Origin of the sequence: Sphingobacterium pedocola, from assembly GCF_015209965.1 — a bacterium.
Lineage (GTDB): Bacteria > Bacteroidota > Bacteroidia > Sphingobacteriales > Sphingobacteriaceae > Sphingobacterium > Sphingobacterium pedocola.
Genome location: NZ_MU158692.1, coordinates 228989 through 252367, shown reverse-complemented (window position 1 = coordinate 252367; position 23379 = coordinate 228989). Strand labels below are relative to the sequence as shown.

Annotated in this window: 19 protein-coding genes; 16 read left to right on the top strand and 3 right to left on the bottom strand. The window is 41.2% G+C overall.

Features of this window, described 5'->3' with window-relative positions:
• Positions 1–10 precede the first annotated feature (10 nt).
• From C4F40_RS19265 to C4F40_RS19200, 14 genes are all read left to right on the top strand, one after another.
• Positions 11–1246, top strand: coding sequence for an NADH-quinone oxidoreductase subunit D (locus tag C4F40_RS19265; protein WP_196941049.1), 1236 nt, complete (start codon positions 11–13; stop codon positions 1244–1246).
• Positions 1239–1766, top strand: coding sequence for an NADH-quinone oxidoreductase subunit NuoE family protein (locus C4F40_RS19260; RefSeq protein ID WP_196941048.1), 528 nt, complete (start codon positions 1239–1241; stop codon positions 1764–1766). Before C4F40_RS19265 ends, C4F40_RS19260 begins: the two co-directional genes overlap by 8 nt.
• Positions 1767–1771: 5 nt before the next feature.
• Entirely contained in the window at positions 1772–3127 is a 1356-nt protein-coding gene (nuoF, locus tag C4F40_RS19255; RefSeq protein WP_196941047.1) for an NADH-quinone oxidoreductase subunit NuoF, read from the top strand.
• 17 nt (positions 3128–3144) lie between these two features.
• Complete coding sequence (locus C4F40_RS19250) at positions 3145–4161, top strand: NADH-quinone oxidoreductase subunit G (protein WP_196941046.1); 1017 nt, start codon at positions 3145–3147, stop codon at positions 4159–4161.
• Positions 4162–4174: 13 nt separating this feature from the next.
• Entirely contained in the window at positions 4175–5215 is a 1041-nt protein-coding gene (gene nuoH, locus C4F40_RS19245; protein WP_196941045.1) for an NADH-quinone oxidoreductase subunit NuoH, read from the top strand.
• A 17-nt stretch (positions 5216–5232) separates the two neighbouring features.
• Positions 5233–5757: a NuoI/complex I 23 kDa subunit family protein gene (locus tag C4F40_RS19240; protein WP_196941044.1), complete on the top strand. Its 525-nt coding sequence runs from the start codon at positions 5233–5235 to the stop codon at positions 5755–5757.
• A 1-nt stretch (position 5758) separates the two neighbouring features.
• Positions 5759–6262: an NADH-quinone oxidoreductase subunit J family protein gene (locus tag C4F40_RS19235; protein WP_196941043.1), complete on the top strand. Its 504-nt coding sequence runs from the start codon at positions 5759–5761 to the stop codon at positions 6260–6262.
• Positions 6255–6584, top strand: a complete 330-nt coding sequence (gene nuoK / locus C4F40_RS19230; RefSeq protein ID WP_136901738.1) for an NADH-quinone oxidoreductase subunit NuoK — start codon at positions 6255–6257, stop codon at positions 6582–6584. Before C4F40_RS19235 ends, nuoK begins: the two co-directional genes overlap by 8 nt.
• A gap of 22 nt (positions 6585–6606) precedes the next feature.
• Positions 6607–8526 carry an NADH-quinone oxidoreductase subunit L gene (gene nuoL, locus C4F40_RS19225; RefSeq protein ID WP_196941042.1) on the top strand — a complete coding sequence of 640 codons (1920 nt, stop codon included), beginning with the start codon at positions 6607–6609 and terminating at the stop codon, positions 8524–8526.
• Between the two features lie 22 nt (positions 8527–8548).
• Entirely contained in the window at positions 8549–9994 is a 1446-nt protein-coding gene (locus C4F40_RS19220) for a complex I subunit 4 family protein (protein WP_196941041.1), read from the top strand.
• A 29-nt stretch (positions 9995–10023) separates the two neighbouring features.
• Complete coding sequence (locus C4F40_RS19215; RefSeq protein WP_196941040.1) at positions 10024–11409, top strand: NADH-quinone oxidoreductase subunit N; 1386 nt, start codon at positions 10024–10026, stop codon at positions 11407–11409.
• Positions 11410–11661: 252 nt separating this feature from the next.
• Positions 11662–14193 (top strand): DUF5686 and carboxypeptidase-like regulatory domain-containing protein, encoded by a 2532-nt coding sequence (locus tag C4F40_RS19210; protein ID WP_231390142.1) that lies wholly within the window; start codon positions 11662–11664, stop codon positions 14191–14193.
• 85 nt (positions 14194–14278) lie between these two features.
• Complete coding sequence (locus C4F40_RS19205) at positions 14279–15052, top strand: enoyl-CoA hydratase/isomerase family protein (protein WP_196941039.1); 774 nt, start codon at positions 14279–14281, stop codon at positions 15050–15052.
• A gap of 91 nt (positions 15053–15143) precedes the next feature.
• Positions 15144–16190, top strand: a complete 1047-nt coding sequence (locus C4F40_RS19200; protein WP_196941038.1) for an AI-2E family transporter — start codon at positions 15144–15146, stop codon at positions 16188–16190.
• On the opposite strand, the gene C4F40_RS19195 is transcribed toward C4F40_RS19200, so the two are convergent.
• Positions 16191–16829, bottom strand: coding sequence for a 4'-phosphopantetheinyl transferase family protein (locus C4F40_RS19195; RefSeq protein ID WP_196941037.1), 639 nt, complete (start codon positions 16827–16829; stop codon positions 16191–16193).
• A gap of 693 nt (positions 16830–17522) precedes the next feature.
• Between C4F40_RS19195 and dcd the strand changes: the two genes are divergently transcribed.
• Positions 17523–18059, top strand: a complete 537-nt coding sequence (gene dcd / locus C4F40_RS19190) for a dCTP deaminase (RefSeq protein ID WP_196941036.1) — start codon at positions 17523–17525, stop codon at positions 18057–18059.
• A 71-nt stretch (positions 18060–18130) separates the two neighbouring features.
• On the opposite strand, the gene prfB is transcribed toward dcd, so the two are convergent.
• A protein-coding gene (prfB, locus tag C4F40_RS19185) for a peptide chain release factor 2 (RefSeq protein ID WP_196941035.1) occupies positions 18131–19214 on the bottom strand; the annotation gives its coding sequence in 2 pieces (ribosomal slippage) (positions 18131–19153 and positions 19155–19214; 1083 coding nt in all).
• Between the two features lie 82 nt (positions 19215–19296).
• On the opposite strand from prfB, the gene pgi reads away from it, so the two are divergent.
• Positions 19297–20949, top strand: coding sequence for a glucose-6-phosphate isomerase (gene pgi / locus C4F40_RS19180; protein WP_196941034.1), 1653 nt, complete (start codon positions 19297–19299; stop codon positions 20947–20949).
• Positions 20950–21101: 152 nt separating this feature from the next.
• Here pgi and C4F40_RS19175 read toward each other — a convergent pair whose 3' ends face one another.
• Positions 21102–23219, bottom strand: coding sequence for a carboxy terminal-processing peptidase (locus tag C4F40_RS19175; protein ID WP_196941033.1), 2118 nt, complete (start codon positions 23217–23219; stop codon positions 21102–21104).
• Positions 23220–23379 lie beyond the last annotated feature (160 nt).

Genomic DNA, 23379 nt, shown 5'->3' with positions numbered 1-23379 from the left:
AACAGAAGAGATGAGTGTACCTAGCACCAAAATAACAAATAATAAAAGTGTTTTTGTTGATAACGATCCGCAGGAAGATTTGATTACCTTAAATCTAGGACCAACACATCCAGCGACTCACGGTGTCTTTCAGAATGTCCTTCAGATTGATGGCGAGCGTATAGTAAGTGGTATTTCGACGATTGGCTATATCCACCGTGCATTTGAAAAAATTGCGGAACACCGGCCGTTCTATCAAATCACACCATTAACGGACCGTCTGAATTACTGTTCATCCCCCATTAATAATATGGGTTGGCACATGACAGTAGAGAAGCTCCTACGTATTGAAATTCCGAAACGCGTGCAGTATATGCGCGTAATTGTCATGGAGCTGGCGCGTATTGCCGATCATATTATTTGTAACGGTATTTTAGGCGTAGATACGGGGGCCTTTTCTGGATTCTTATATGTGATGCAAGAGCGGGAGTTTATCTATGAGATCTTTGAGGAGATCTGTGGCGCACGTTTGACAACAAATATTGGCCGTATAGGTGGATTTGAACGAGATTTTAATCAAATCGCGTTTTCTAAAATAGAAGAATTTATCAAGCGATTCCCTGCAGTGTTAACAGAATTTGAGGAATTGTTTGTGCGTAATAGAATATTCATAGAGCGTACTTCGGGGGTGGCTGCGGTTACTCCGGAAGAAGCATTAAGCTATAGTTGGTCGGGGCCTATTCTTCGTGCAACGGGTGTCGATTACGATGTACGTGTTGTTGATCCTTATTGTTCGTACGAGGAGTTTGATTTTGATGTGCCTGTAGGTACTAACGGAGATGTGTACGACCGATTCATGGTGCGTAACGAGGAGATGTGGCAATCAATGCGCATTATCGAGCAGGCATTAGAGAAGATTTCCAAAGAACCCTCAGGTGTTTTCCATGCGGATGTGCCGGAGTTTTACCTGCCTCCAAAAGAGCAAGTATATACCAATATGGAGGCGCTAATCTATCATTTCAAAATTGTGATGGGAGAATGGGATACACCGCAATCCGAAGTGTATCATGCTGTAGAGGGGGGGAATGGAGAATTAGGTTTTTATCTAATTCATGACGGTGGTCGCACACCGTATCGCCTTCACTTTAGAAGGCCTTCCTTCATCAATTATCAGATGTTCGCACCTATGAGTAGCGGAATGTTAATTTCCGACGCGATTATTAACATGAGTAGTTTAAATGTTATTGCAGGAGAATTAGATGCTTAATGTAAAAGAAAATCACCCCATAGAATTTTCTGCCGAACTGTTAACGAAGTTTGCAGAAATCGCAAGTCGATACCCTCAGGGTAAAGAAAAATCCGCGCTTTTACCACTTTTACATTTGGTGCAGGCCGAGTATGGTTGGTTGCGCACGGAGGCAATGGATAAGGTTGCTCATTTTCTTCAGATAGAACCGATTGAAGTGTATGAAGTAGCGACCTTTTACACGATGTATTTTTTGCGTCCTCAAGGGAAATATAACCTGGAAGTATGCCGTACAGGCCCATGTTGTTTGGTTGGAGCTGAGCGTATCATGCAATATATTGAAAATACCCTTGGCATAAAAGAGGGTGAAGTCACACAGGACGGGCTGTTCTCTTGGCGTGGCGTCGAATGCCTTGCCGCGTGTGGTTATGGCCCGGTATTACAAATCGGTCCAGACTACACTTTTTACGAAAACTTAACAGAACAAAGTGTCGCTCAATTGATTGAAACTTTGAAAAATAAAGCACAAACGGAAGCGTAATCATTATGGGTCGTAAGTTATTATTAGAACATATAGACGTTCCAGGCATCAATACCTTTGACGTGTATCGGCAGCAGGGAGGATATCGTGCTGTTGAGAAAGCGTTGAAAACCATGTCGCCCGAGGATGTAGTGGAAGAAGTGAAAAAATCGGGTTTACGTGGAAGGGGTGGCGCGGGCTTCCCAACAGGTATGAAATGGGGATTTCTAGCCAAACCCGAAGGTGTCGCACGTTATCTGGTGTGCAATGGGGACGAGTCAGAACCAGGGACATTCAAAGATCGCTATTTGATGACGCACATACCGCATGCGTTAATAGAAGGTATGATCGTATCGAGTTTTGCTTTAGGGGCGAATACATCGTATATATACATTCGCGGCGAAATGATGCCGCAAATCCGTATTGTAGAGAAAGCAATTGCGGAAGCTAAAGCGGCCGGATTTCTAGGAAAAAATATTTTAGGTACGGGATATGATTTGGAGATCTATGTGCAGCCGGGTGGTGGGGCATATATCTGCGGTGAAGAAACGGCGCTGCTGGAATCCCTTGAAGGTAAGCGTGGTAATCCACGGATCAAGCCTCCTTTTCCGGCGATAGCGGGATTGTACGGCTGCCCTACAGTAGTAAACAATGTAGAATCCATTGCAGCTACTGTTCCGATCATCAACGACGGAGGAGAAGAATACGCCAAGATTGGCATTGAACGAAGTACAGGAACAAAACTAATATCAGCTAGTGGTAATATTGTGCGCCCCGGAGTGTATGAGATAGACTTGGGGCTTCCAGTGGAAGAATTTATCTATTCAGACGAATACTGTGGTGGGATTGCGAATGGTAAAAAGCTGAAAGCTTTAGTTCCGGGAGGATCGTCGGTTCCGATCTTGCCAGCAAACTTAGTTTCAAAAACAATAAATGGAAACGCACGACTGATGACGTATGAGTCGTTGGCCGACGGCGGTTTTGCAACAGGTAGTTCGATGGGGTCTGGCGGATTTATTGTTTTTGATGAAGATCAATGTATCGTTCGAAATACCTGGAATTTTGCCCGCTTTTATCATCACGAAAGCTGCGGGCAGTGTTCACCCTGTAGAGAAGGAACAGGTTGGATGGAAAAGATCTTGCACAAGATCGAAATAGGAAGAGGTAGCATAGAAGATATTGATTTGTTATGGGATGTTCAACGCCGTATCGAAGGTAATACGATTTGTCCTTTAGGAGACGCAGCGGCATGGCCTGTCGCTGCGGCTATTCGTCATTTTAGAGATGAATTTGAATGGCATATTACTCATCCAAAAGAAGCACTAAGTAGAAATTATGGATTAGCACGTTATGCGGATCCAATTGCACCCGTAGTACAATAATATTAATAGCAGATACGATGGCTGAAGAAGAAGTAAAATTTAGAGTAACAATTGATGGTATTCCGGTGGATGTAGCACCGGGTACTTCTATTCTGAATGCCGCACGTCAGATTGGTGGGGATATTGTTCCTCCTGCGATGTGTTATTATTCCAAGTTGGAAGATTCGGGGGGGAAATGCCGAACATGTCTTGTAAAAGTTTCCAAAGGATCGGAGAAAGACCCTAGACCAATGCCAAAGTTGGTAGCTTCCTGTCGTACAACGGTAATGGATGGTATGGAGGTGCAAAATATTACCTCACCCGAAGTGGTAGATGCGCGCAAGGGTGTTGTAGAGTTTTTATTGATCAACCATCCCCTAGATTGTCCGGTGTGTGATCAGGCCGGAGAATGCAAGCTACAGGATTTAGGCTATGAACATGGGGCCGACCAAACGCGTTATGAATTCGGACGTCGTACTTTCGAACGTATTGACATCGGAGATAAGATACAACTGCACATGAATAGATGCATTTTGTGTTATCGTTGTGTGTATGTAGCCAATCAATTAACCAATAAACGTGAGCATGGCATCATGTATAGAGGTGATCACTCCGAAATCTCCACCTACATTGAAGAAGCATTAGACAACGACTTTATTGGGAATGTGATTGACGTATGTCCTGTGGGAGCGCTTACGGACAAAACATTTCGATTCAAAAATCGGGTATGGTTCACTAAACCTGTGGACGCGCATCGGGATTGTCCGTCGTGTTCGGGAAAGGTGACGTTATGGTATAAAGGCGCAGATGTACTGCGCGTAACAGGACGTAAAGACGAATTCGGAGAAGTGGAAGACTTTATTTGTAATACTTGTCGTTTTGAGACCAAGCAGACTAGCGATTGGATAGTGGAGGAACCTACGCAAGTGGATAAGGAATCTGTAATTAATTCGAATCATTATTACAACTTTAATCCACCCGCTGTCATCAAAGAAAATCCAGCATTGCAAGAAGCCAATGCCGAGCAATTAGCAAGAACTGAAAAATTAAAATAAGTACAGGCACGACATGGAAGGAGCTTTTATTTTAGAAAAATTAATATTGGTAGTCATCATTTTTACCATTTCTTTGGTAATAGCGATGTATTCCACCTTGGCCGAGCGTAAGATCGCAGGATTCATGCAAGATCGTTATGGACCCGATCGTGCTGGCTTGTTCGGCCTTTTGCAGCCGCTCTGTGATGGAGGAAAGTTCTTTTTCAAAGAAGAAATTATTCCGGCAGGCGCCCATAAACCTTTGTTTATCATTGGTCCGACACTTGCTATTATCACCGCCTGTATCAGTTCTGCTGTGATACCATGGGGACAAAATCTCACGATTGGCGATCGCGTGGTAACCCTACAGGTAGCCGACATCAATGTAGGTGTATTGTACATTTTTGGTGTAATCGCATTAGGTGTCTACGGCGTAATGATTGGCGGTTGGGCATCAAATAATAAGTTCTCCTTGATGGGAGCTATTCGTGCAGCCTCCCAAAGTATCAGTTACGAAATCGGAATGGGATTATCCCTCATAGCCTTGTTGATGGTGACAGGATCTTTATCTATTGGCGATATCGTATCCCAACAGTCTGGTTTTGTAAATTGGAACATCTGGGTACAACCACTAGGATTTCTTATTTTTATGACCTGCGCATTTGCAGAATGTAATCGGGTTCCTTTTGACCTGCCAGAATGTGAAACGGAATTGATCGGTGGGTACCATACCGAATACTCATCCATGAAATTAGGTCTTTACATGTTCTCTGAATATATCAATATGTTTGTTTCATCCGCGCTGATGGCTGCCTTATATTTTGGAGGATATAATTTCCCATTCATGTATGACTTGGGATTGTCAGAAAATTGGATCACTATTATAGGTGTACTGGTATTTTTCGCTAAAATATTCGCTTTTATCTTCTTTTTCATGTGGATTCGCTGGACATTACCGCGTTTTCGTTATGACCAGTTGATGAAATTAGGTTGGAAAATGCTGATTCCGCTTGCGATAGCCAATATTGTGTTAACGGGAATAATTACTATTGTAAAGGATACTTATTTTAACTAGTTTAAGGAGGGAGCAAGATGCAATCGTTATCAAATCGAAAAAAAGTACTAGAACAAAAGCCGATGAACTTTTGGGAGCGGATATACTTACCTGCTATCGCGAAAGGGCTTAGTATCACCTTGAAACATTTTTTTAAGAAAATTCCTACGATAAAATATCCGGAACAAATCCGACCTTATTCAAAAAATTTCCGTGGCCAGCACTCGCTCAAAAGAGATGAGGAAGGCCGGGAACGTTGTACAGCCTGCGGGTTATGCGCGTTGTCGTGTCCTGCAGAGGCCATTACGATGACAGCCGCAGAACGTCAAAAAGGCGAAGAGGATCTTTACCGCGAGGAGAAGTATGCTTCTGTTTATGAAATTAATATGTTGCGCTGTATCTTCTGCGGATTGTGTGAAGAAGCTTGTCCTAAGGAAGCGATTTACTTGGATGGACCGCATGTTACAGCAGATTATTTACGTAAGGATTTTATTTACGGTAAGGACAAGTTGGTCGAACCAAAAATAGATTTGGTACAGTTAACACAGCAAAAATCATTATAAGATGTCCATATTTTACTTTGTTGCATTTTTGTCTATATTCTTTGCATTGATGACTATCTTCGCAAAGAATCCTGTACATAGTGTGCTATATCTCGTTATTACATTTTTTACATTTACGGTTCATTACATTCTGTTAAATGCGCAGTTTTTGGCTGTCGTAAATTTTATCGTTTATATGGGGGCTATCATGGTACTTTTCCTTTTTGTGCTCATGCTTCTGAATCTCAATAAAGAATCCGAGCCGATGAAATCCACCGTGGTCAAAATCATGGGTACCGTTGCCGGCATGTGTCTATTGGTGACGGTGTTAGGTGCCTTTCGCGTGCTTGAGGTGAATAACGAGTATGTCACGGGCAATACCGATGTCGGTTTAGTGCAGAATTTAGGAAAGGTCCTATTCGATGAGTTTTTATTGCCATTCGAATTATCATCGCTATTACTGCTAACGGCGATGATTGGAGCTGTTTTACTAGCTAAAAAAGAAACAAAAGAGTCTAATGGATAGTGTCATTCAAAATATACAAGGAATACCTTTAAATCATTATTTGATTTTTTGTAGTGTTATCTTTTCTATAGGTGTAATCGGCGTGTTAATTCGTCGAAACGTCATTATCATTATGATGTGTGTTGAGTTGATGTTAAATTCCGTAAACCTACTGTTAGCGGCGTTTTCTGCTTATCGAGGCGATGCAAGCGGTCAGGTGTTTGTCTTCTTCGTCATGGCACTCGCTGCAGCCGAAGTCGCGGTAGGTCTTGCCATAGTGATTATGGTATACCGTAATACAAAATCTGTAGATATAGAATCGTTAAGTAAACTACGTTGGTAATAATTAAGCACACCCGTATAATATGATAGAATTAGTTTGGTTAGTGCCGTTAAGCGCTTTAGTAGGATTTATAATAAACGGCTTAGGACAGAACCTATTACCTAAACCCTTGATCGGGATAATCGGTAGCGGCGCTGTCCTGGTTTCATTTGTGATTAGCTGTGCTTTATTTAGCGAAGTAAATGCAGCCCGTCAAGCAGGAGAAACAGGGGTATTCACATACCATCTGTTCGACTGGATCAGCGTGGGCTCACTTAACTTTTCCCTTTCTTTCCTCGTTGACCCCCTTAGTGCAATTATGCTACTTATCGTCACAGGGATAGGATTCCTAATCCACCTGTACTCGATAAGTTATATGGCACATGATCCCGGATTTGGAAAGTTTTTCGCCTACTTGAATCTATTTATCTTTTTCATGCTGTTGCTGGTGCTTGGATCCAACTACCTGGTCATGTTTATTGGATGGGAAGGCGTAGGATTGTGTTCGTATCTTCTTATCGGCTTTTGGTATAAAAATTCAAGTTATGCTTCCGCTGCGAAGAAAGCTTTCGTAATGAACCGGATAGGAGATCTAGGTTTTCTTATTGCGGTATTCTTTATTATTTCCACGTTTGGTTCGTTAGAATTCGGGACGGTGTTAGGGCAGGCGGCTCAAATGTCATCTGGCGATTCGACCTTATTAGTGATTACGCTATTGTTATTTATAGCAGCCACCGGAAAATCTGCACAGATTCCGCTATTTACCTGGCTGCCCGATGCGATGGCGGGTCCGACTCCTGTTTCGGCATTGATTCACGCCGCTACGATGGTCACAGCGGGGATATACATGATCGCACGGTCGAACATCATGTTTACCTTATCTCCTGTTACAATGCAGATAATTGCTGTTATAGGTGTCTGTACTGCATTATTGGCCGCATTGATTGCCATTACACAAAATGATATTAAAAAGGTATTGGCTTATTCGACCGTCTCCCAATTGGGATACATGTTTTTAGGGTTGGGAGTGGGGGCATTTACGGGTGCTTTTTTTCATGTCCTGACACATGCGTTTTTTAAAGCATTATTGTTCTTAGGCGCAGGTTCTGTAATCCATGCTATGAGCAACGAACAGGACATGCGTAAGATGGGGGGATTAAAAAAATCGCTGCCTATCACTTACAGTACAATGCTGATCGGTACGATTGCTATAGCCGGTATGCCTCCATTATCAGGATTCTTTTCTAAAGACGAAATATTGGCCTATGCCTTTGTTCACAATCCTATATTTTGGGGAGTAGGACTTTTCGCAGCACTTTGCACGGCTTTCTACATGTTTAGATTACTGTATTTAACCTTCTTCGGAAAATTCAGAGGAACAGAAGAACAGCGTCATCACCTGCATGAGTCGCCTTGGCAAATGACCGTCCCGTTAATTATTCTTGCTTTGCTAGCGGTGTTAGGTGGCTTGTTGAATGTTCCAGAGGCGTTGCACGGGAATCATTGGCTGGCAAACTTCCTGACTCCAGTATTTGCAGATAGCCAAGCCATAGCACAGCCGTTCCATTTGGATCACACAACAGAATATATCTTAATGGGTGTTTCGTCCCTAGCGGCTCTTATCATGGCTTTCGTAGCCTATTCAAAGTATGTGAAACGAGCTGATATACCTCGAGAAGATGGACAGAAGCAAAGCCCACTGTACAACTTGTCTTACCATAAATTTTATATCGATGAAATCTACGATGTAATCATTGTACGGCCATTGGACGCCTTATCCAAATTCTTCTATAAGATCGTTGATCGAGAAGCAATTGATGGTTTTGTAAATGGCATAGGGAATTTCTTTATTATTTCCGGTAGAGGTATAAGACAATTGCAGAGTGGTCATGTCGGATTTTATATTTTCATGATGGTAATCGGTGTGATCGCTATTATGTTGTATGGATTTTTAAACCTATAGTTTATAATAATTAAAGTAATCAATGGATAACCTTTTTATACTACTGATATTACCTATAATTAGCGCACTGATTTTAGCCTTTATGAAGTCCTCAACGATTTCAAAATGGACAGCGCTTGGTTTATCATTATTACAGTTCCTATTGACAATACCTTTTTTATGCCAGTTTGTCCCGGATGCTGCTCTCCAGTTTGAGCAATCTCTTCCGTGGATAATGAGCTTGGGTATTCATTTTCATATCGGAATAGACGGCATTAGTTTACCGCTTGTTTTATTGACAAACGGCTTGATACCGTTAATCGTACTTTCGACCTTTAGTAAATCCTTAAAAGGCAATTTCTATGCCTTGGTAGCCTTTATGCAGGCTGGACTGCTACTGGTGTTTACGGCTTTGGATGCGTTTACATTTTATGTCGGTTGGGAAATAGCACTGATTCCCATCTATTTTATTTGTGCATTATGGGGAGAGGGTGACCGTATCAAGGTTAATCTTAAGTTTTTTGTATATACTTTTTTGGGAAGTATATTTATGCTGGTAGCTATAATCTATTTATACCATCAAACACCAAATAATGATTTTGAATGGACGTCTTTCACCGGATTGACGTTATCCGATCCTACCCAGAGATGGATATTTTGGGCCTTTTTCTTAGCTTTCGCGATTAAGATTCCCCTTTTTCCATTCCATACTTGGCAACCGGATACTTATACTAATGCGCCCGCAGCGGGCACAATGCTCTTGGCTGGTATTATGCTGAAAATGGGGGTTTATGGATTGATCCGTTGGTTGATTCCGATTGCGCCTCTTGGGGTAGCGGCATACGGTCAGCTCGCGTTAGTTTTGTGTGTAATCGGTATTATATACGCATCTGTCATTGCATTCAAACAACAAGATGCCAAACGACTTATAGCCTACTCGTCTATCGCACATGTCGGGCTTATTAGTGCCGGTGTTTTTGCATGGAATCAAGAAGGTCTCCAAGGTGCGATGATGCAAATGGTAAATCACGGTATCAGTGTTATCGGGTTGTTTTTTGTAATTGATATTATAGAAAGGAAGACGCAAACCCGTTCATTGCATGATCTAGGCGGTCTAGCAAGTAAGATGCCCAAATTAGCCGTTTTTTTCCTGATTATAATAATGGGTGCGGTAGGATTACCATTGACAAATGGTTTTGTGGGAGAGTTTTTATTACTCAAAGGTATTTTTGACTACGGTGCGTGGTTTGCCGTCTTTGGAGGGCTCACGTTGATATTGGGGGCCGTCTATATGTTACGTTTGTATCAACGTACTATGTTGGGTGAGGTGGCTGAGCAACAGGCGAATATAGTTGACGTAGAGGGTTATGAGCTTGTGGTGCTCACGATTATATCAATCCTTATTGTCTATTTGGGTATATTCCCGAACGGGTTGTTGAGCTTGTCGGAAGCCTCCGTTTTTCAGATATTACAAGAGGTAAAATTTTAATATAGCGAATATTATATACGAAAAGAATTATGGGTGCGATTATAACGCTGTCTTTATTAGGAATATTAGTATTGTATTTAGGGCTTTATAAAGCCAAGAATGCTTTATTGCCCGTGACGTTGATCGGGCTAGTGGTGGCGCTCGGTTTTGAAATAACGGCTTGGGACAAAGGCACCACGCCTATATACCATGGAATGGTAGTGTTTGATAACCTTGCACTGTCATTCTCTATTCTCTGTATTGTCATTACCGGATTGATATTACTGCTTTCCAAGGAATATTTTAGGGCAATTAGTAGCAACGTTGCAGAGTATTATACATTAATGCTTTTCTCGCTGACGGGTGCGTTGTTGGTCAATTCCTACCATAATTTTGCGATGCTTTTCGTCGGAATAGAAGTTATGTCGGTTGCGCTCTATATATTAGTCGGTATACGAAAGAGCGATTTCAACTCGAATGAAGCAGCCTTGAAATACTTCTTGATGGGGGCGTTTTCTACGGGCTTTTTACTGTTCGGAATTACCCTGTTATACGGCGCTACCGGTACATTCGATATCACAGGAGTGAAGGAATATGTGATCAGTAATCCTCAGACGATCTCTCCACTGTTCTATGGCGGTATATTACTAGTCTTGGTCGGGTTGTGTTTTAAAATCGGTGCTGCACCGTTTCATTTTTGGACACCGGATGTATACGACGGAGCCCCCATATTGATTACAAGCTATATGAGTACGGTTGTGAAAGTGGCTTCCTTTGCTGGTTTTTTGCGTTTATTCAGTTATGTATTTGTTCCATTGCATGATTATTGGACTCCGGTTTTGCTCGTTATTGTAATCATTACCCTATTCATGGGTAATATCAGCGCATTGATGCAAACCAGCTTTAAGCGTATGCTAGCCTATTCGAGTATTGCACATGCTGGTTATATGCTGTTTGCCATTGTCGCAATAGGCGTAGATTCCGCCTCAGGGATCCTTACCTACGCGATTGCTTATTCTTTGGCTTCGGTGATTGCTTTTGGAGGGTTAATATTGGTAAAGAGAGCACATGGGTCTGATCAGTTTATTGCCTTTAATGAATTGGGAAAAACGAATCCATTGTTGGCCGTTACGATTACCATAGCGATGCTATCGTTAGCAGGTATTCCGTTGACAGCAGGGTTTATTGGAAAGTTTATGATGTTCCATGTCGTGATGCAGGATTATAAAATTGTATTGTTGGTACTTGCTGCGATCAATGCGGCAATAGGTGTTTTCTATTATTTGCGGGTAGTCGTCCACATGTATTTCAAATCTGCGGATGAGGGAGCTGTGAAGGTAAGTGTACCACTGAATTTTAAAATCGTTTTTATTATTGCGACCTTAGTTACTCTTTTAATAGGGTTGTATCCGGATTGTATCCTGAGCATATTGTAGAGATACAAAAGCACTTAGCAACCATCTGATACGCGATAAGCACGTAAAATATAATTGTATTCCGGGGGTCTGAGCATATGGATTTTATGCCTCATATAATCAGACCCATTCGGCCTCATTCCATTTCGCTCAGGGGGACACTATCGTGTGCCTTTATTGTAGCCAGTGTTACCAATAAACATGAAGGTTTTTCTGGTATTAAATTTTGAACTTTCTCTACAAATTGTATCTTTATAACTGACCAAAGTTGTTATGGGCAGAGAAGGAAAATTGTTGCTATTACGTATGCTTCTTATAGGAGTCATTGTGAATTTCACAATCCTCTGCACATTGGCACAATCTACTCTTAAGGGGCAGGTGATAGATGGAGAATCACACAAGCCGATTTCGGGAGTAAGTATTTTAGTGAAAGGAAGTGCCATTGGCACATCTACCGATGCTTCGGGACAGTTTTCGATCCCCTATGAGTCCTCTTCTACGCTGACAGTATTAATCAAGGCGATTGGCTATTTACCATTAGAAGCTTCCATCTACCCGCAGGACTCTTTATCGACGTTGTACTTAAAACCCGATCAAAATGAAATTGAAACGGTTGATATATTCCGAAAAAGGAAATATTCCAATAGTAATAATCCCGCTGTCGAGCTCATCGACCTCGTAATCCGGAATAAAGGAAAAAACCGTCTTTCGGGTAAGGATAGCTTATATTTTAAACAGTATGAAAAAATAAAATTCGGATTGGTTGATCCGCCGAGCAGCGCTAAAAACCGTCTAGGTAATTTAAGCTTTTTCTTTCGGAATGTAGACACTTCGGTCGTAGCAGGTAAAGAACTGCTTACGCTATATATGGAAGAAAATATCTCCGACAACTATTCTAGACAAAGCCCTTCCCGTCAAAAGAAAATTATTCGGGCTCAGGAGAAAACAGAATTTGATGCACGATATATCAATAATCCAAATGTGGAGTCGTACATAAACTACCTGTTCCAACCGGTAGATATCTATGACGAAAGCATATTCTTCCTAAATAAGCTCTTTCTAAGCCCGATCGCAGATAACGGTAAGGTTTACTATAAGTATTATATCCTTGATACGGTTCGCACGACCAAAGAGTTATATGTGCGTCTAGCTTTCGAACCTCGTAATAGCAACGACCTATTACTGAGAGGAGAATTACAGGTTTCTCTGGATGGCAGATACGCCGTGAAGCAAGCGATTATGCAGGTTGGTCAAAACACCAATATCAACTGGGTAAATGAATTTGATATCCGCTTGGCATATTCACCAGATCAGGATGGTATTATGCTTCAAGACACGGCGCTAGTAAGGGTGCTATTTGGTAGAGGTAAGACCGATGCCGTATTCGGAGAGCGATTGAGTGTTAATCAAGATTATAATTTACGAATGCCCATTCCTGAGGGGGTATTTGCTGGAGCACCGATTGAAACTAAGTTGGATACGTATTCGCATATTGACCACAACCGACCTATTGCGTTAAATCATGTGGAGCAGCGCACCTACGACTATGTAGACAGCATCAACAGTTTGAAGTCGTTTAAAAATTTACTCGCTGTGGGATACCTACTTTCACAAAGTTACTATTCCTTGGGAAAAGTTGAATTAGGTCCATTGGAATACGCATATCACCAGAATAATCTAGAAGGCAATCGCTTTAGATTAGGCGGGCGTACTACCGAAGCGTTTTCAGACAAAGTGTATTTGGAGGGATATCTGGCTTACGGAACACGAGACGATGCTTGGAAGTATTTTTTAAGATCGGCGGTATCGGTAAATGGAAAATCAATCACAACTTTTCCGGCTCACTATATCGAAGGTACGATCCAACACGATGTATTTGACCCCGGTAGAGGGTTAGGCTTTTTAAAGGGCGATAGCTTCTTTCAGGGTTTTCGAACCAATAGACCTCTAAAGTGGTTGGCCTCTGATGCATACCGATTGGGGCATGTAGTAGAGTTTGGAAATCATTTTAGCCTTTCCACGAACCTAACCCACCAACGGCGGGTACCCGTAGGCGATTTGCGTTTCCCGTTAGCAATAGACACGAACCAACTTTTAGATCGAATCAATACCAATGATGTGCAGCTTACACTCCGATGGGCACCTTTCGAAAAGTTTTATTACCGTAATCTGCGAAGGACCACAGTGGTTGAAAAATATCCAATTTTCAGCTTGCAATACAACAAGGGCTTGGAAGGTTTTTGGACTGGATCGTATAACTACGATGCATTAAGGTTTTTTGTGTCTAAAAGATGGTTTCTAAATCAACTCGGCTTCGGAGATATGACCTTCTCGGTAGGTAAGATTTGGGGTGATTTGCCTTATCCCCTTTTAGAAATGCCTAATGTACAAGAAATCAAAGACCGCCATACTATATCCTACGAATTAACGAATAACATGGAATTTGTAGCCGATCAATTTTTTAAATTTTCCTACGATCACGAGCTTCAAGGATTTATTTTTAATAAACTTCCACTGATCAAGAGATTAAAACTACGTGAAGTTTTTGGCGCAAAAATGTTCTATGGCAACTTGTCGACTTCAAATAACCCTTATAAGGGAGTAGGAGGAGTTCATTTTGATAATGATAAAGATGGGAATACCATAACACATGTACTTGGTAAGGACCCATACTGGGAAGGGTATGTTGGCATCGACAATATCCTTAGAATACTGAAAGTAGAATACATCAAGAGGCTCAATTACCTTGATCATGCGAGCATAAATAAAGATCGGTTTCGGGTCTCACTCCATTTTGATTTCTAAGAGGGGATCATGTGCTTGAACGATTATATAGAAAATTTGAGAGCAGCAATAGCACGTAGCGAATTCATGAAATAAAAACGTAGATATGAAATCATTTAACAACTTACTTCTACAAGTAACTGATCAAATCGCAGTTTTGACCGTAAATAGAGTACACAGATTAAATGCCTTAAATCGGGAAACCGTGCTCGAACTTACTGAGGCATTCCGTTTCTTGGAACAGCACACCGATGTAAAAGGTGTGATCCTAACAGGAGCTGGAGAGAAGGCATTTGTCGCAGGCGCAGATATTAGCGAATTTAAATCGTTAGATAGTGCCGGTGCACGGGGTCTAGCCAAGCAGGGGCACAGCCTTATGGATAGGATTTATAATTTCCCCAAACCGGTAATTGCAGCGGTAAATGGCTTTGCACTTGGCGGAGGCTTAGAGTTGGCCTTGGCCTGTCATATTAGGATAGCATCTACGAATGCGCAATTTGGATTACCGGAGGTTTCGCTCGGTATCATACCAGGCTATGGGGGCACGCAACGTCTCACACAATTGGTAGGGAGAGGAAAAGCGCTTGAAATGATCATGACCGCGGATAGGATAGACGCAAACGAGGCTCATACCTGGGGATTGGTTAATCATGTTGTTGATCCGGCAGCGATAATTGATTTTAGCGGACAGTTACTTCACAAGATATTCGGTAGATCACCAAATGCTGTTTCTCAGTCTATTGAAGCGGTAAATGCTGGAATATTATCACCTCAAGAAGGATTTGAAAAAGAAATCGAGTTATTTGGTCAAAGCTTTGCGTCTAAGGAAGCAAAAGAAGGTATAGCTGCCTTTATAGAAAAACGAAAACCAAATTTCTAAAATATTGTTATAATAACATTATCAGGCCCATTTTTCCGAATAAGAACCATAGGTCCACCCACAAAGAGGGCTATGAAATAACTATCTGTATATGAACAATGCTGTTTTTTCGCAAAAGGAAAGGAATATCATCATCCTCATTATTGTCGTTTTTCTTGGTGCTATACTCCTATATGCATTAAAGGGGATTTTTAGTGCTATCCTCGGAACGTTGGTGATGTATACCCTATTTCGTAACCTTAATCGGTTTTTAATAGAAAAATGGCGCTGGCCGAAATCGCTATCCTCGGTCTTCATCATCCTTGTTTCCCTTTTTATCATCGTCCTTCCGTTTGTAGGTATTGGCTCGATGCTCGTGAATAAAGCGAAGGAATTACAAAGTAACCCCGAGTGGATCAACAGTATTATTGACGCCATCAATAGATTCGTCGGGGATAAATTGGGGAAGCCTGATTTTCTAAAGGAGCAGATCGAGGCTAGTGCAGCTTATGCCGGAGGTTTGTTAACTGCTGTTTTGGGTATGGCGGCCAATATATTTTTAGAAGTGACGGTTATGTATTTTATCCTGTACTTTCTATTTGTTAATTATAAGGGTTTCGAGAGTGGTATTGTTCATTATTTACCGTTTGACGATGAGAATGCGGTTGTATTTGGCGAAGAGCTCAAGAACATTACCTATTCTAATATTATCGGACAAACGTTTATTGCTATTGTGCAGGGAGGATGTCTTTCTTTGGGATTTTGGATGTTTGGTGTTTCTGATCCGCTATTTTGGGGGGTTATCTGCGCAATCATGTCATTTATTCCACTTATCGGCCCGCCATTGATTTTTGTTCCCGCTTCGTTGATCTTGTTTACAGAAGGGCAAAGTTGGCAGGCGGCAGGGTTACTACTGTGGGGATTCGGACTCGTTATCAATATTGATAACGTATTGCGGTTAGTCATCGCAAGAAGAATAGGCGATATTCATCCGCTTATCACTGTAGTGGGAGTTATTATTGGTCTCCCCCTGTTTGGAATCATGGGCCTAGTATATGGCCCACTTCTTTTAGCATACTTTTTAATCGCGGTAAAGATTTATAAAGCGAATAAACGTTTGGCATTAAAACGAGAGCAGCTGGAACAAAATCAGCACTAGTTATTCCACTACATACCCCAACATATAGGCATTAAATTTTTCATAATGCACATGAAAGCTATATTCGCCATTTCCTTTTTTCAATACCAACGTCATCACCCCCTGCGCCTTATAATTAAAGGGTTGTATGGTCATATCATGCAAAAAGGAGATCCCTTTATTTCCCTGTAACTTGTAAACAGCTTCTTTAGCACACCAACAGGCATACAGCTGTTCGATTTCGAATTCGCTCGAAATGAAGTTAAGTTCTTCTGGTTTAAGAAATTTTTCTTTGATCCGTAATACCTTGTCTTTTACAATTTCCAGGTCTATTCCGCACTCCCCATTGGTACTCAACATCACACCAGCATAATCGAAGGAATGGGTCAGGGAAATCTTATACGGATAATCTGGAAGGTAAGGTTTTCCATTAGAGTCAGACGGGCAATTGATATATTCATTCGTTTGCAACAAATAACGCAACAGCACCCGGGTAGCCAGCCAATGCAGCGTTCGCTTGCCTTTGCTCAGCTGTTGGAGTTTTGCTTTTTCACGTTCATCCAATTGAAGTTTTGTCAAAAGCTCCTGCACATTTTCTTCAATTTTCCAAATTGCAAATTTGGTCGTGCTGTCTAATTCTCTTAAATATACCAGTGCCATGGATAAATGTAAACAGTAAAAAGCGAAATGGCAACATTAAATTTAAAACATGTTATACATGAATTGTGGGCTTTTGTTTATTTAAGGTTAATTGTTGGGATGAAAGGAAGGTTTATTTTATACTAATTTTTTTTACTAATTCTAGGCTGCATCTGCATGCATTAATATGTAAATTTCTATTCTTGTCCTCATCGGCGGACAGCCTCCTTCTTTTCTCCCAAAAGAAGCAAAAAAGTCGTCGCTGTACCCATTCGCTACATTGGCTAGTGCTTCCTCCTGCTATTGGCAAATGGCTAAGGCGACATCTTCGAATTTGTTAGGATAGTGCTTTATTCTTAAATATTAGTTTAAACTTTAGCTGAATTTAAAAGTACGACCTAGGTCGATGTAGCGTTAAAAAAGCTTTTGGATTTGCGTTAAGAACAGATTCCCCAAGTGAAACGGCTCGGAGCTGTTTAGTAAATCCAAAAGCTTTTAGCGTAACATTGACCAAGTCTTTTTTTGCTTCGTTTTTTTTGTCAAGCAAAAAAATGAAGGCCGTGTCGCGGCAGCGACGGAAAGGCAATGCGGTGAACCAGACTCAAAAAATATCGAATTTATTAAAACCCTTTATTAATTTTAAAAGTTGCTTGGATTCAAGTAATAACGTATTTTTGAAAACTTATTGGCGCGGCTAGTTCTTAAATTACCCATATGATCTTATCAGATAAACGAATATTAGAAGAAATAGAAAACGGAACGATTGTTATTGAGCCATTTGATCGAAAGGGATTAGGTACAAATTCCTACGATGTACACCTAGGGAAATATCTAGCAACGTACAGAGATCGCATTTTGGATGCTAAAAAGCACAACGAAATCGATCATTTTGAAATCCCGGAAGAAGGCTTCGTATTGCAACCAAATACGTTGTATTTAGGTGTAACATTGGAATACACCGAAACCCACGCACACGTTCCGTTTTTAGAAGGAAAGTCCAGTACAGGTCGATTAGGTATTGATATTCATGCCACAGCAGGTAAGGGAGATGTGGGCTTTTGTAATACCTGGACACTGGAAATCTCAGTAGCACAACCCGTACGTATATATGCAGGTATGCCTGTTGGTCAATTGATTTATTTTGCTGTGGAGGGAGAGATTGAAACCTTATATAACACCAAAGGCAATGCCAAGTACAATAATAAAACCGTTCGGCCGGTAGAAAGTATGATGTGGAAAAATTCATTTTAAAGAAGAAAGACTAAGGAACAAAGAGCGAAAGACCACGCCCCTTGTTCCTTAGTCTTTTTTCTTGCTCGATTTTAACCGCCAAACTCCATGAGATAGGATTTCAGGAATTCATCTAGATCCCCGTCCAGTACGCCTTGGGTATTGGAAGTTTCGGTTCCTGTTCGTAAATCTTTGATTAATTTATACGGATGCAGTACATAATTGCGTATCTGCGAACCCCATTCGATTTTCTTTTTCGACCCCTCGACTAAGGCGCTTGCCTCCTCACGTTTTCGCATTTCAATTTCATACAACTGAGATTTTAGCAACCTAAGTGCATTCTCTTTATTCTGAAGCTGTGATCGCGATTCTTGGTTTTTGATGATAATACCAGTCGGTTTATGATGAAGACGTACTGCCGTTTCCACTTTATTTACATTTTGTCCTCCAGCTCCCCCAGCACGAAATGTATCCCATTCGATTTCAGAATCTTTGATATCGATCTCGATATTGTCGTCTACTAATGGGTAAACATACACCGATGCAAAGGAAGTATGTCTTTTGGCGTTTGAGTCAAAAGGAGAGATACGCACAAGGCGGTGTACCCCGTTTTCACCTTTTAGGTAGCCATATGCAAAATCGCCTGATAGTTGTAAAGTAACTGACTTTATGCCTGCTACATCACCCTCTTGGTGATCCTGTTCGGTTACTTTACAGCCATGCTTTTCTCCCCACATGATATACATACGCATGAGCATTGCCGCCCAATCACAGCTCTCCGTGCCTCCAGCACCTGCGGTGATTTGTAAGATCGCATCCAATTGGTCTTCCTCCGCACTGAGCATGTTCTTAAATTCGAGTTCCTCGACATGCGTCACTGCGATTTGGTATTGTTCTTCAAGTTCCTTCTCTGTCGCATCATCCGCTTGGTAAAATTCGTACAGCACGGAGGTGTCTTCCACGGCAGAAGAGACCTCGTCGTATTGATCTGTCCATACTTTTGTGATTTGGATAGACCTTAAGATGCTCTCTGCAGCTTTAGAATCGTCCCAGAAGTGGGGTTGTAAGGTGATAGCGGTTTGTTCTTCTATCTCTGCTTTTTTCGCATCTATGTCAAAGATGCCTCCTCAGGGCTGTTACTCTGTCCCTCAAGTCTTGAATATGTTCTTTTGTCATAAAACAAAAGTAAACAGTAAAAAGGAGAAACAAGCATAAATCACACAGAATTCTTATCTTTGAATTAAACACAAATTTAAATATGTTACCATCCATTAATTTTACAGAAACCCCTGCCTATCGGTATCTGGCGGATCATTATATCGCCATCAACGAGAAATCGATACGTCAGCTTTTTCAAGAGGATCCACAGCGTTTCGAAAACTTCTCGGTACAGTTGAATGATATTCTACTAGATTATTCCAAGAACAGAATCAATGCTGAAACATTTGCATTACTCATCCAACTGGCTCGCGAATGCCAATTGGAAAAGGCAATTCATGCGATGTTTTCAGGTGAAAAAATAAATGTTACCGAGGGTCGGCAGGTTTTGCATACCGCTTTGCGTAATCAATCAGGTAAACCAGTTATTGTAGATAACGAAGATGTAATCCCAAAAGTTAAAGCAGTGAAAGAGCAAATGAAGGCCTTTTGCCAGCAGGTACATTCTGGAGCGTGGAAAGGTTATACCGAAAAAACCATTACAGATGTTGTTAATATCGGTATTGGCGGTTCGGATTTAGGTCCTGTAATGGTTACGGAAGCATTAAAAGCCTATAAAACACATCTCAATGTTCACTTTGTGTCCAATGTTGATGGAACCCATATCGCGGAAACATTGAAAAGCCTTAATCCGGAAACAACGTTATTCTTAGTGGCATCAAAGACATTTACGACCCAAGAAACTATGGCAAATGCACAATCGGCGAAGGATTGGTTCTTGAAATCCGGAGCGGTGGAAGCCGACGTAGCCAAGCATTTTGCCGCTTTGAGTACAAATGAAAAGGGTGTTTCGGCATTCGGTATCGATCCGAAGAATATGTTTGAGTTTTGGGATTGGGTAGGCGGTCGCTATTCCCTGTGGTCTGCTATCGGTCTTTCTATTGCACTTTCTATCGGGTTCGACAATTTTGAAGAAGTATTGCAAGGTGCGTACGAAGCAGATGTACATTTTCAAGAAGCTGTTTTTGAGGAAAATATACCTGTGATATTGGCGATGCTAGGAATATGGTATAATAATTACTTCGGGGCTGAAAGTCATGCCATATTGCCGTATGATCAATATTTACACCGTTTTGCGGCTTACTTCCAACAAGGAGATATGGAAAGCAATGGCAAGTATATAGACCGAAATGGTAATCGTGTAGATTATGAAACAGGTCCTATTATCTGGGGAGAGCCAGGAACCAATGGCCAGCACGCATTCTATCAATTGATTCATCAGGGGACCAAATTGATCCCTTGCGATTTCATTGCGCCTGCCATTTCGCATAATCCGATAGGCAATCACCATCAATTGCTACTGTCCAACTTTTTTGCACAGACCGAAGCATTAATGAATGGCAAAAGCGAAGAAGAAGTCGTTGCAGAACTCAAACAAGCTGGTAAGTCAGAGACTGAAATTGAAAAGTTAAAAAACTATAAAGTTTTTGAGGGTAATCGTCCAAGTAATTCCTTTCTGATCAAGAAAATTACACCCAGAAGCCTTGGAACACTGATCGCGTTTTATGAGCATAAAATTTTTGTGCAAGGCATCATCTGGAATATCTTCAGCTTCGACCAATGGGGAGTAGAACTGGGTAAGCAACTGGCCAATAAAATATTGCCCGAATTGGCAGATAGTGTTGCGATTTCAAGTCATGATAGCTCTACCAATGGGTTGATCAATCAATATAAAGCTTGGCGAGAGGCATAATACAATACTATCATCTTAAGAAGTATGAAAATTGTGAGGTCATAAGGGCTTAAACAACAACCGCGATGTATAGCGTTTTACGAACTTTCAACCATACAAAAAAACCTTCAATTTAACGTTGAAGGTTTTTTACTTTTAGGGGTTTAACAGCACTATTTGTTGAGATTTGCCAACGGAATAAAGTCGGACATCACATTCAAACTCTCATCAAGTACGAAATCGAATTCCGTTTTAGGTTGAGGTTCTCCTTCTTTCCAAAGAGGAAGCCCTCGCAATTCCAGAACTTTGTTAATACGTGTTCTGTTTTTGGCGACGCTGTTATCACGTTCCTTTTTCAGTTTAGTTTCGTTTAAGCTAATCTGTGGCACCGATTCATTCTTATTGAACTCTTCAATATCTTCCAACAAGAATTTATATTCTGGTGATTTTGCCATCCTTGTCTGATGAGATGCATTCAGTTTTTGAATTGTTGTTGTAAGATCACCTACTTTAGCGTATGTTGTTGTTTTAATTTGATCCCAAGGTAAAGCTGAAGGTTCCGAGCTTTCGCCAAATTTCTCTGCCGAATACTGCGTTGGGAAGACGACATCTGCATCTACTCCTCTGTGTTGAGTACTGCTACCGTTTACGCGGTAAAATTTACCCATCGTGATGTTAATCTGTCCAAACTCAGGTGCACCGTTAGGGGTATCTGGGTCACCGCCGGCCGCCTTCAATAATAATCTGTTGGTCGGACTGATAAAGCGAGCCATTTCAATAGCCGATTGTACAGTACCTTTTCCATAGGTGGTGGAGCCTAAGATAAGACCTCGACTATAGTCTTGAATTGCTCCTGCAAAAATTTCAGAAGCTGACGCAGAGAATCTATTGATAATAACACCGAATGGGCCGCTCCATTTTACACCGCTTTCATTATCACTTTCTACTTCGACGCGATTACGGACGTCGCGTACCTGTACAACAGGGCCTTTGTCTATGAACAACCCTGTAAGCTCGATCGCCTCTTGTAACGAGCCCCCACCGTTATTACGTAAATCCAATACAACCGCATCTACTTTCTCATCGTTGAGGCTGTCCAAAATCAATTTGACATCCCGGGTGGTACTCTTATAATCTGGATCACGCTTGCGGTAGGCATCAAAATCAATGTAGAATTTTGGTAAGGTAATAACACCCACCCTATACGACTTGCCGTCCTCACCTAGAACCGTTTTAATCGATTTTTTGGCAGATTCTTCAGCAATAACAATTTTCTCACGCGTTAACGACACAATTTTCGGTTGTGCTGTCAACTCCTGTCCAGCAGGAAGTATTTTTAATCGAACAACGGTTCCCTTAGGGCCTTTTATTTTAGCTACGGCGGCATCTAAACGCCATCCAATGATATCTTCAAATTCGGTGTTTTCTTGCGCTACGCCAATAATACGGTCGTCCATTTGTAAGGTCTTATCTTTAAAAGCAGGACCTCCAGCAATAATTTCCTTAATTGTCACCATTTCATTTTCCATCTGAAGACGCGCACCGATACCTTCTAACGTGTTAGACATCCCTTCGTTGAATGCTTGGGCAAAAGAAGGGTTGTAATAAGTTGTATGTGGATCTACGGCGTCCGTCAGCGAAGTCATGATTAATTGAAAAGCATCGTTGGAGTTTGTTTTTTTTGCTTGGGAGATCAAATTGTTATAACGTTTACGCAAAGTCTCTTTATGTTTCTCTTCGTCAGCATTCTTGTCTGTACTGGTCAGACGAAGGTTTAACAAATCATATTTAACGCGTTTGCGCCATTGATCATTTAGCTCCTCTTCCGATTTAAACCAATTTAGTTTCTCTCTAAAGTTCGAGTAATTCTCATCCACCGTAAAATCATGGGGTGCGTCGATCTGTGTTAACGCGTATTCCATACATTGCAAATAGCGTTGCGAGTAGATGTTGAAAATATGAAAAGAAGCAGATAGATCGCCTTGACGGAAATCCTGGCTAATTGTGTTTTTATATTGCTGGATATTATCAATATCCGATTGGATGAGATAAGTTTTACCCTGATCTACTGACTTGACCAAATTATTAAAGACAATAGCAGATAAGGAATCGCTCATAGGAACCTTTTTATAGCTGTGATTTTCAAGTAGCATGGCTACTTCTTTAGCTATGACCTCATGTTGCACTGTAGGTGCTAAGTTTATACCCCCCTCTTCCAACTGTACACGCGGCTTAGATCCACATGCTACAACTGAGATTAAGGCTAGACAAAAAATTAAGTTTTTAAACATATATATCGTTGTATTAAATATCATTCTTTTCCTTTGCAAAATTCTCTCCAAATCTTGTAAGGGCTAAATTTAGTTAAAAAAATGTCAAGCTTATATCTGCCTAACGTAATAAATTACTGAAATGCGTCGATTTTTTTGTAACTTTCGTAGTACGCTGACC

Excerpts from the sequence above, each read along its gene's own strand:
- C4F40_RS19265 (WP_196941049.1), top strand. The coding sequence starts at position 11 with ATGAGTGTACCTAGCACCAAAATAACAAATAATAAAAGTGTTTTTGTT.
- C4F40_RS19260 (WP_196941048.1), top strand. The coding sequence starts at position 1,239 with ATGCTTAATGTAAAAGAAAATCACCCCATAGAATTTTCTGCCGAACTG.
- nuoF (WP_196941047.1), top strand. The coding sequence starts at position 1,772 with ATGGGTCGTAAGTTATTATTAGAACATATAGACGTTCCAGGCATCAAT.
- C4F40_RS19250 (WP_196941046.1), top strand. The coding sequence starts at position 3,145 with ATGGCTGAAGAAGAAGTAAAATTTAGAGTAACAATTGATGGTATTCCG.
- nuoH (WP_196941045.1), top strand. The coding sequence starts at position 4,175 with ATGGAAGGAGCTTTTATTTTAGAAAAATTAATATTGGTAGTCATCATT.
- C4F40_RS19240 (WP_196941044.1), top strand. The coding sequence starts at position 5,233 with ATGCAATCGTTATCAAATCGAAAAAAAGTACTAGAACAAAAGCCGATG.
- C4F40_RS19235 (WP_196941043.1), top strand. The coding sequence starts at position 5,759 with ATGTCCATATTTTACTTTGTTGCATTTTTGTCTATATTCTTTGCATTG.
- nuoK (WP_136901738.1), top strand. The coding sequence starts at position 6,255 with ATGGATAGTGTCATTCAAAATATACAAGGAATACCTTTAAATCATTAT.
- nuoL (WP_196941042.1), top strand. The coding sequence starts at position 6,607 with ATGATAGAATTAGTTTGGTTAGTGCCGTTAAGCGCTTTAGTAGGATTT.
- C4F40_RS19220 (WP_196941041.1), top strand. The coding sequence starts at position 8,549 with ATGGATAACCTTTTTATACTACTGATATTACCTATAATTAGCGCACTG.
- C4F40_RS19215 (WP_196941040.1), top strand. The coding sequence starts at position 10,024 with ATGGGTGCGATTATAACGCTGTCTTTATTAGGAATATTAGTATTGTAT.
- C4F40_RS19210 (WP_231390142.1), top strand. The coding sequence starts at position 11,662 with ATGGGCAGAGAAGGAAAATTGTTGCTATTACGTATGCTTCTTATAGGA.
- C4F40_RS19205 (WP_196941039.1), top strand. The coding sequence starts at position 14,279 with ATGAAATCATTTAACAACTTACTTCTACAAGTAACTGATCAAATCGCA.
- C4F40_RS19200 (WP_196941038.1), top strand. The coding sequence starts at position 15,144 with ATGAACAATGCTGTTTTTTCGCAAAAGGAAAGGAATATCATCATCCTC.
- C4F40_RS19195 (WP_196941037.1), bottom strand. The coding sequence starts at position 16,829 with ATGGCACTGGTATATTTAAGAGAATTAGACAGCACGACCAAATTTGCA.
- dcd (WP_196941036.1), top strand. The coding sequence starts at position 17,523 with ATGATCTTATCAGATAAACGAATATTAGAAGAAATAGAAAACGGAACG.
- pgi (WP_196941034.1), top strand. The coding sequence starts at position 19,297 with ATGTTACCATCCATTAATTTTACAGAAACCCCTGCCTATCGGTATCTG.
- C4F40_RS19175 (WP_196941033.1), bottom strand. The coding sequence starts at position 23,219 with ATGTTTAAAAACTTAATTTTTTGTCTAGCCTTAATCTCAGTTGTAGCA.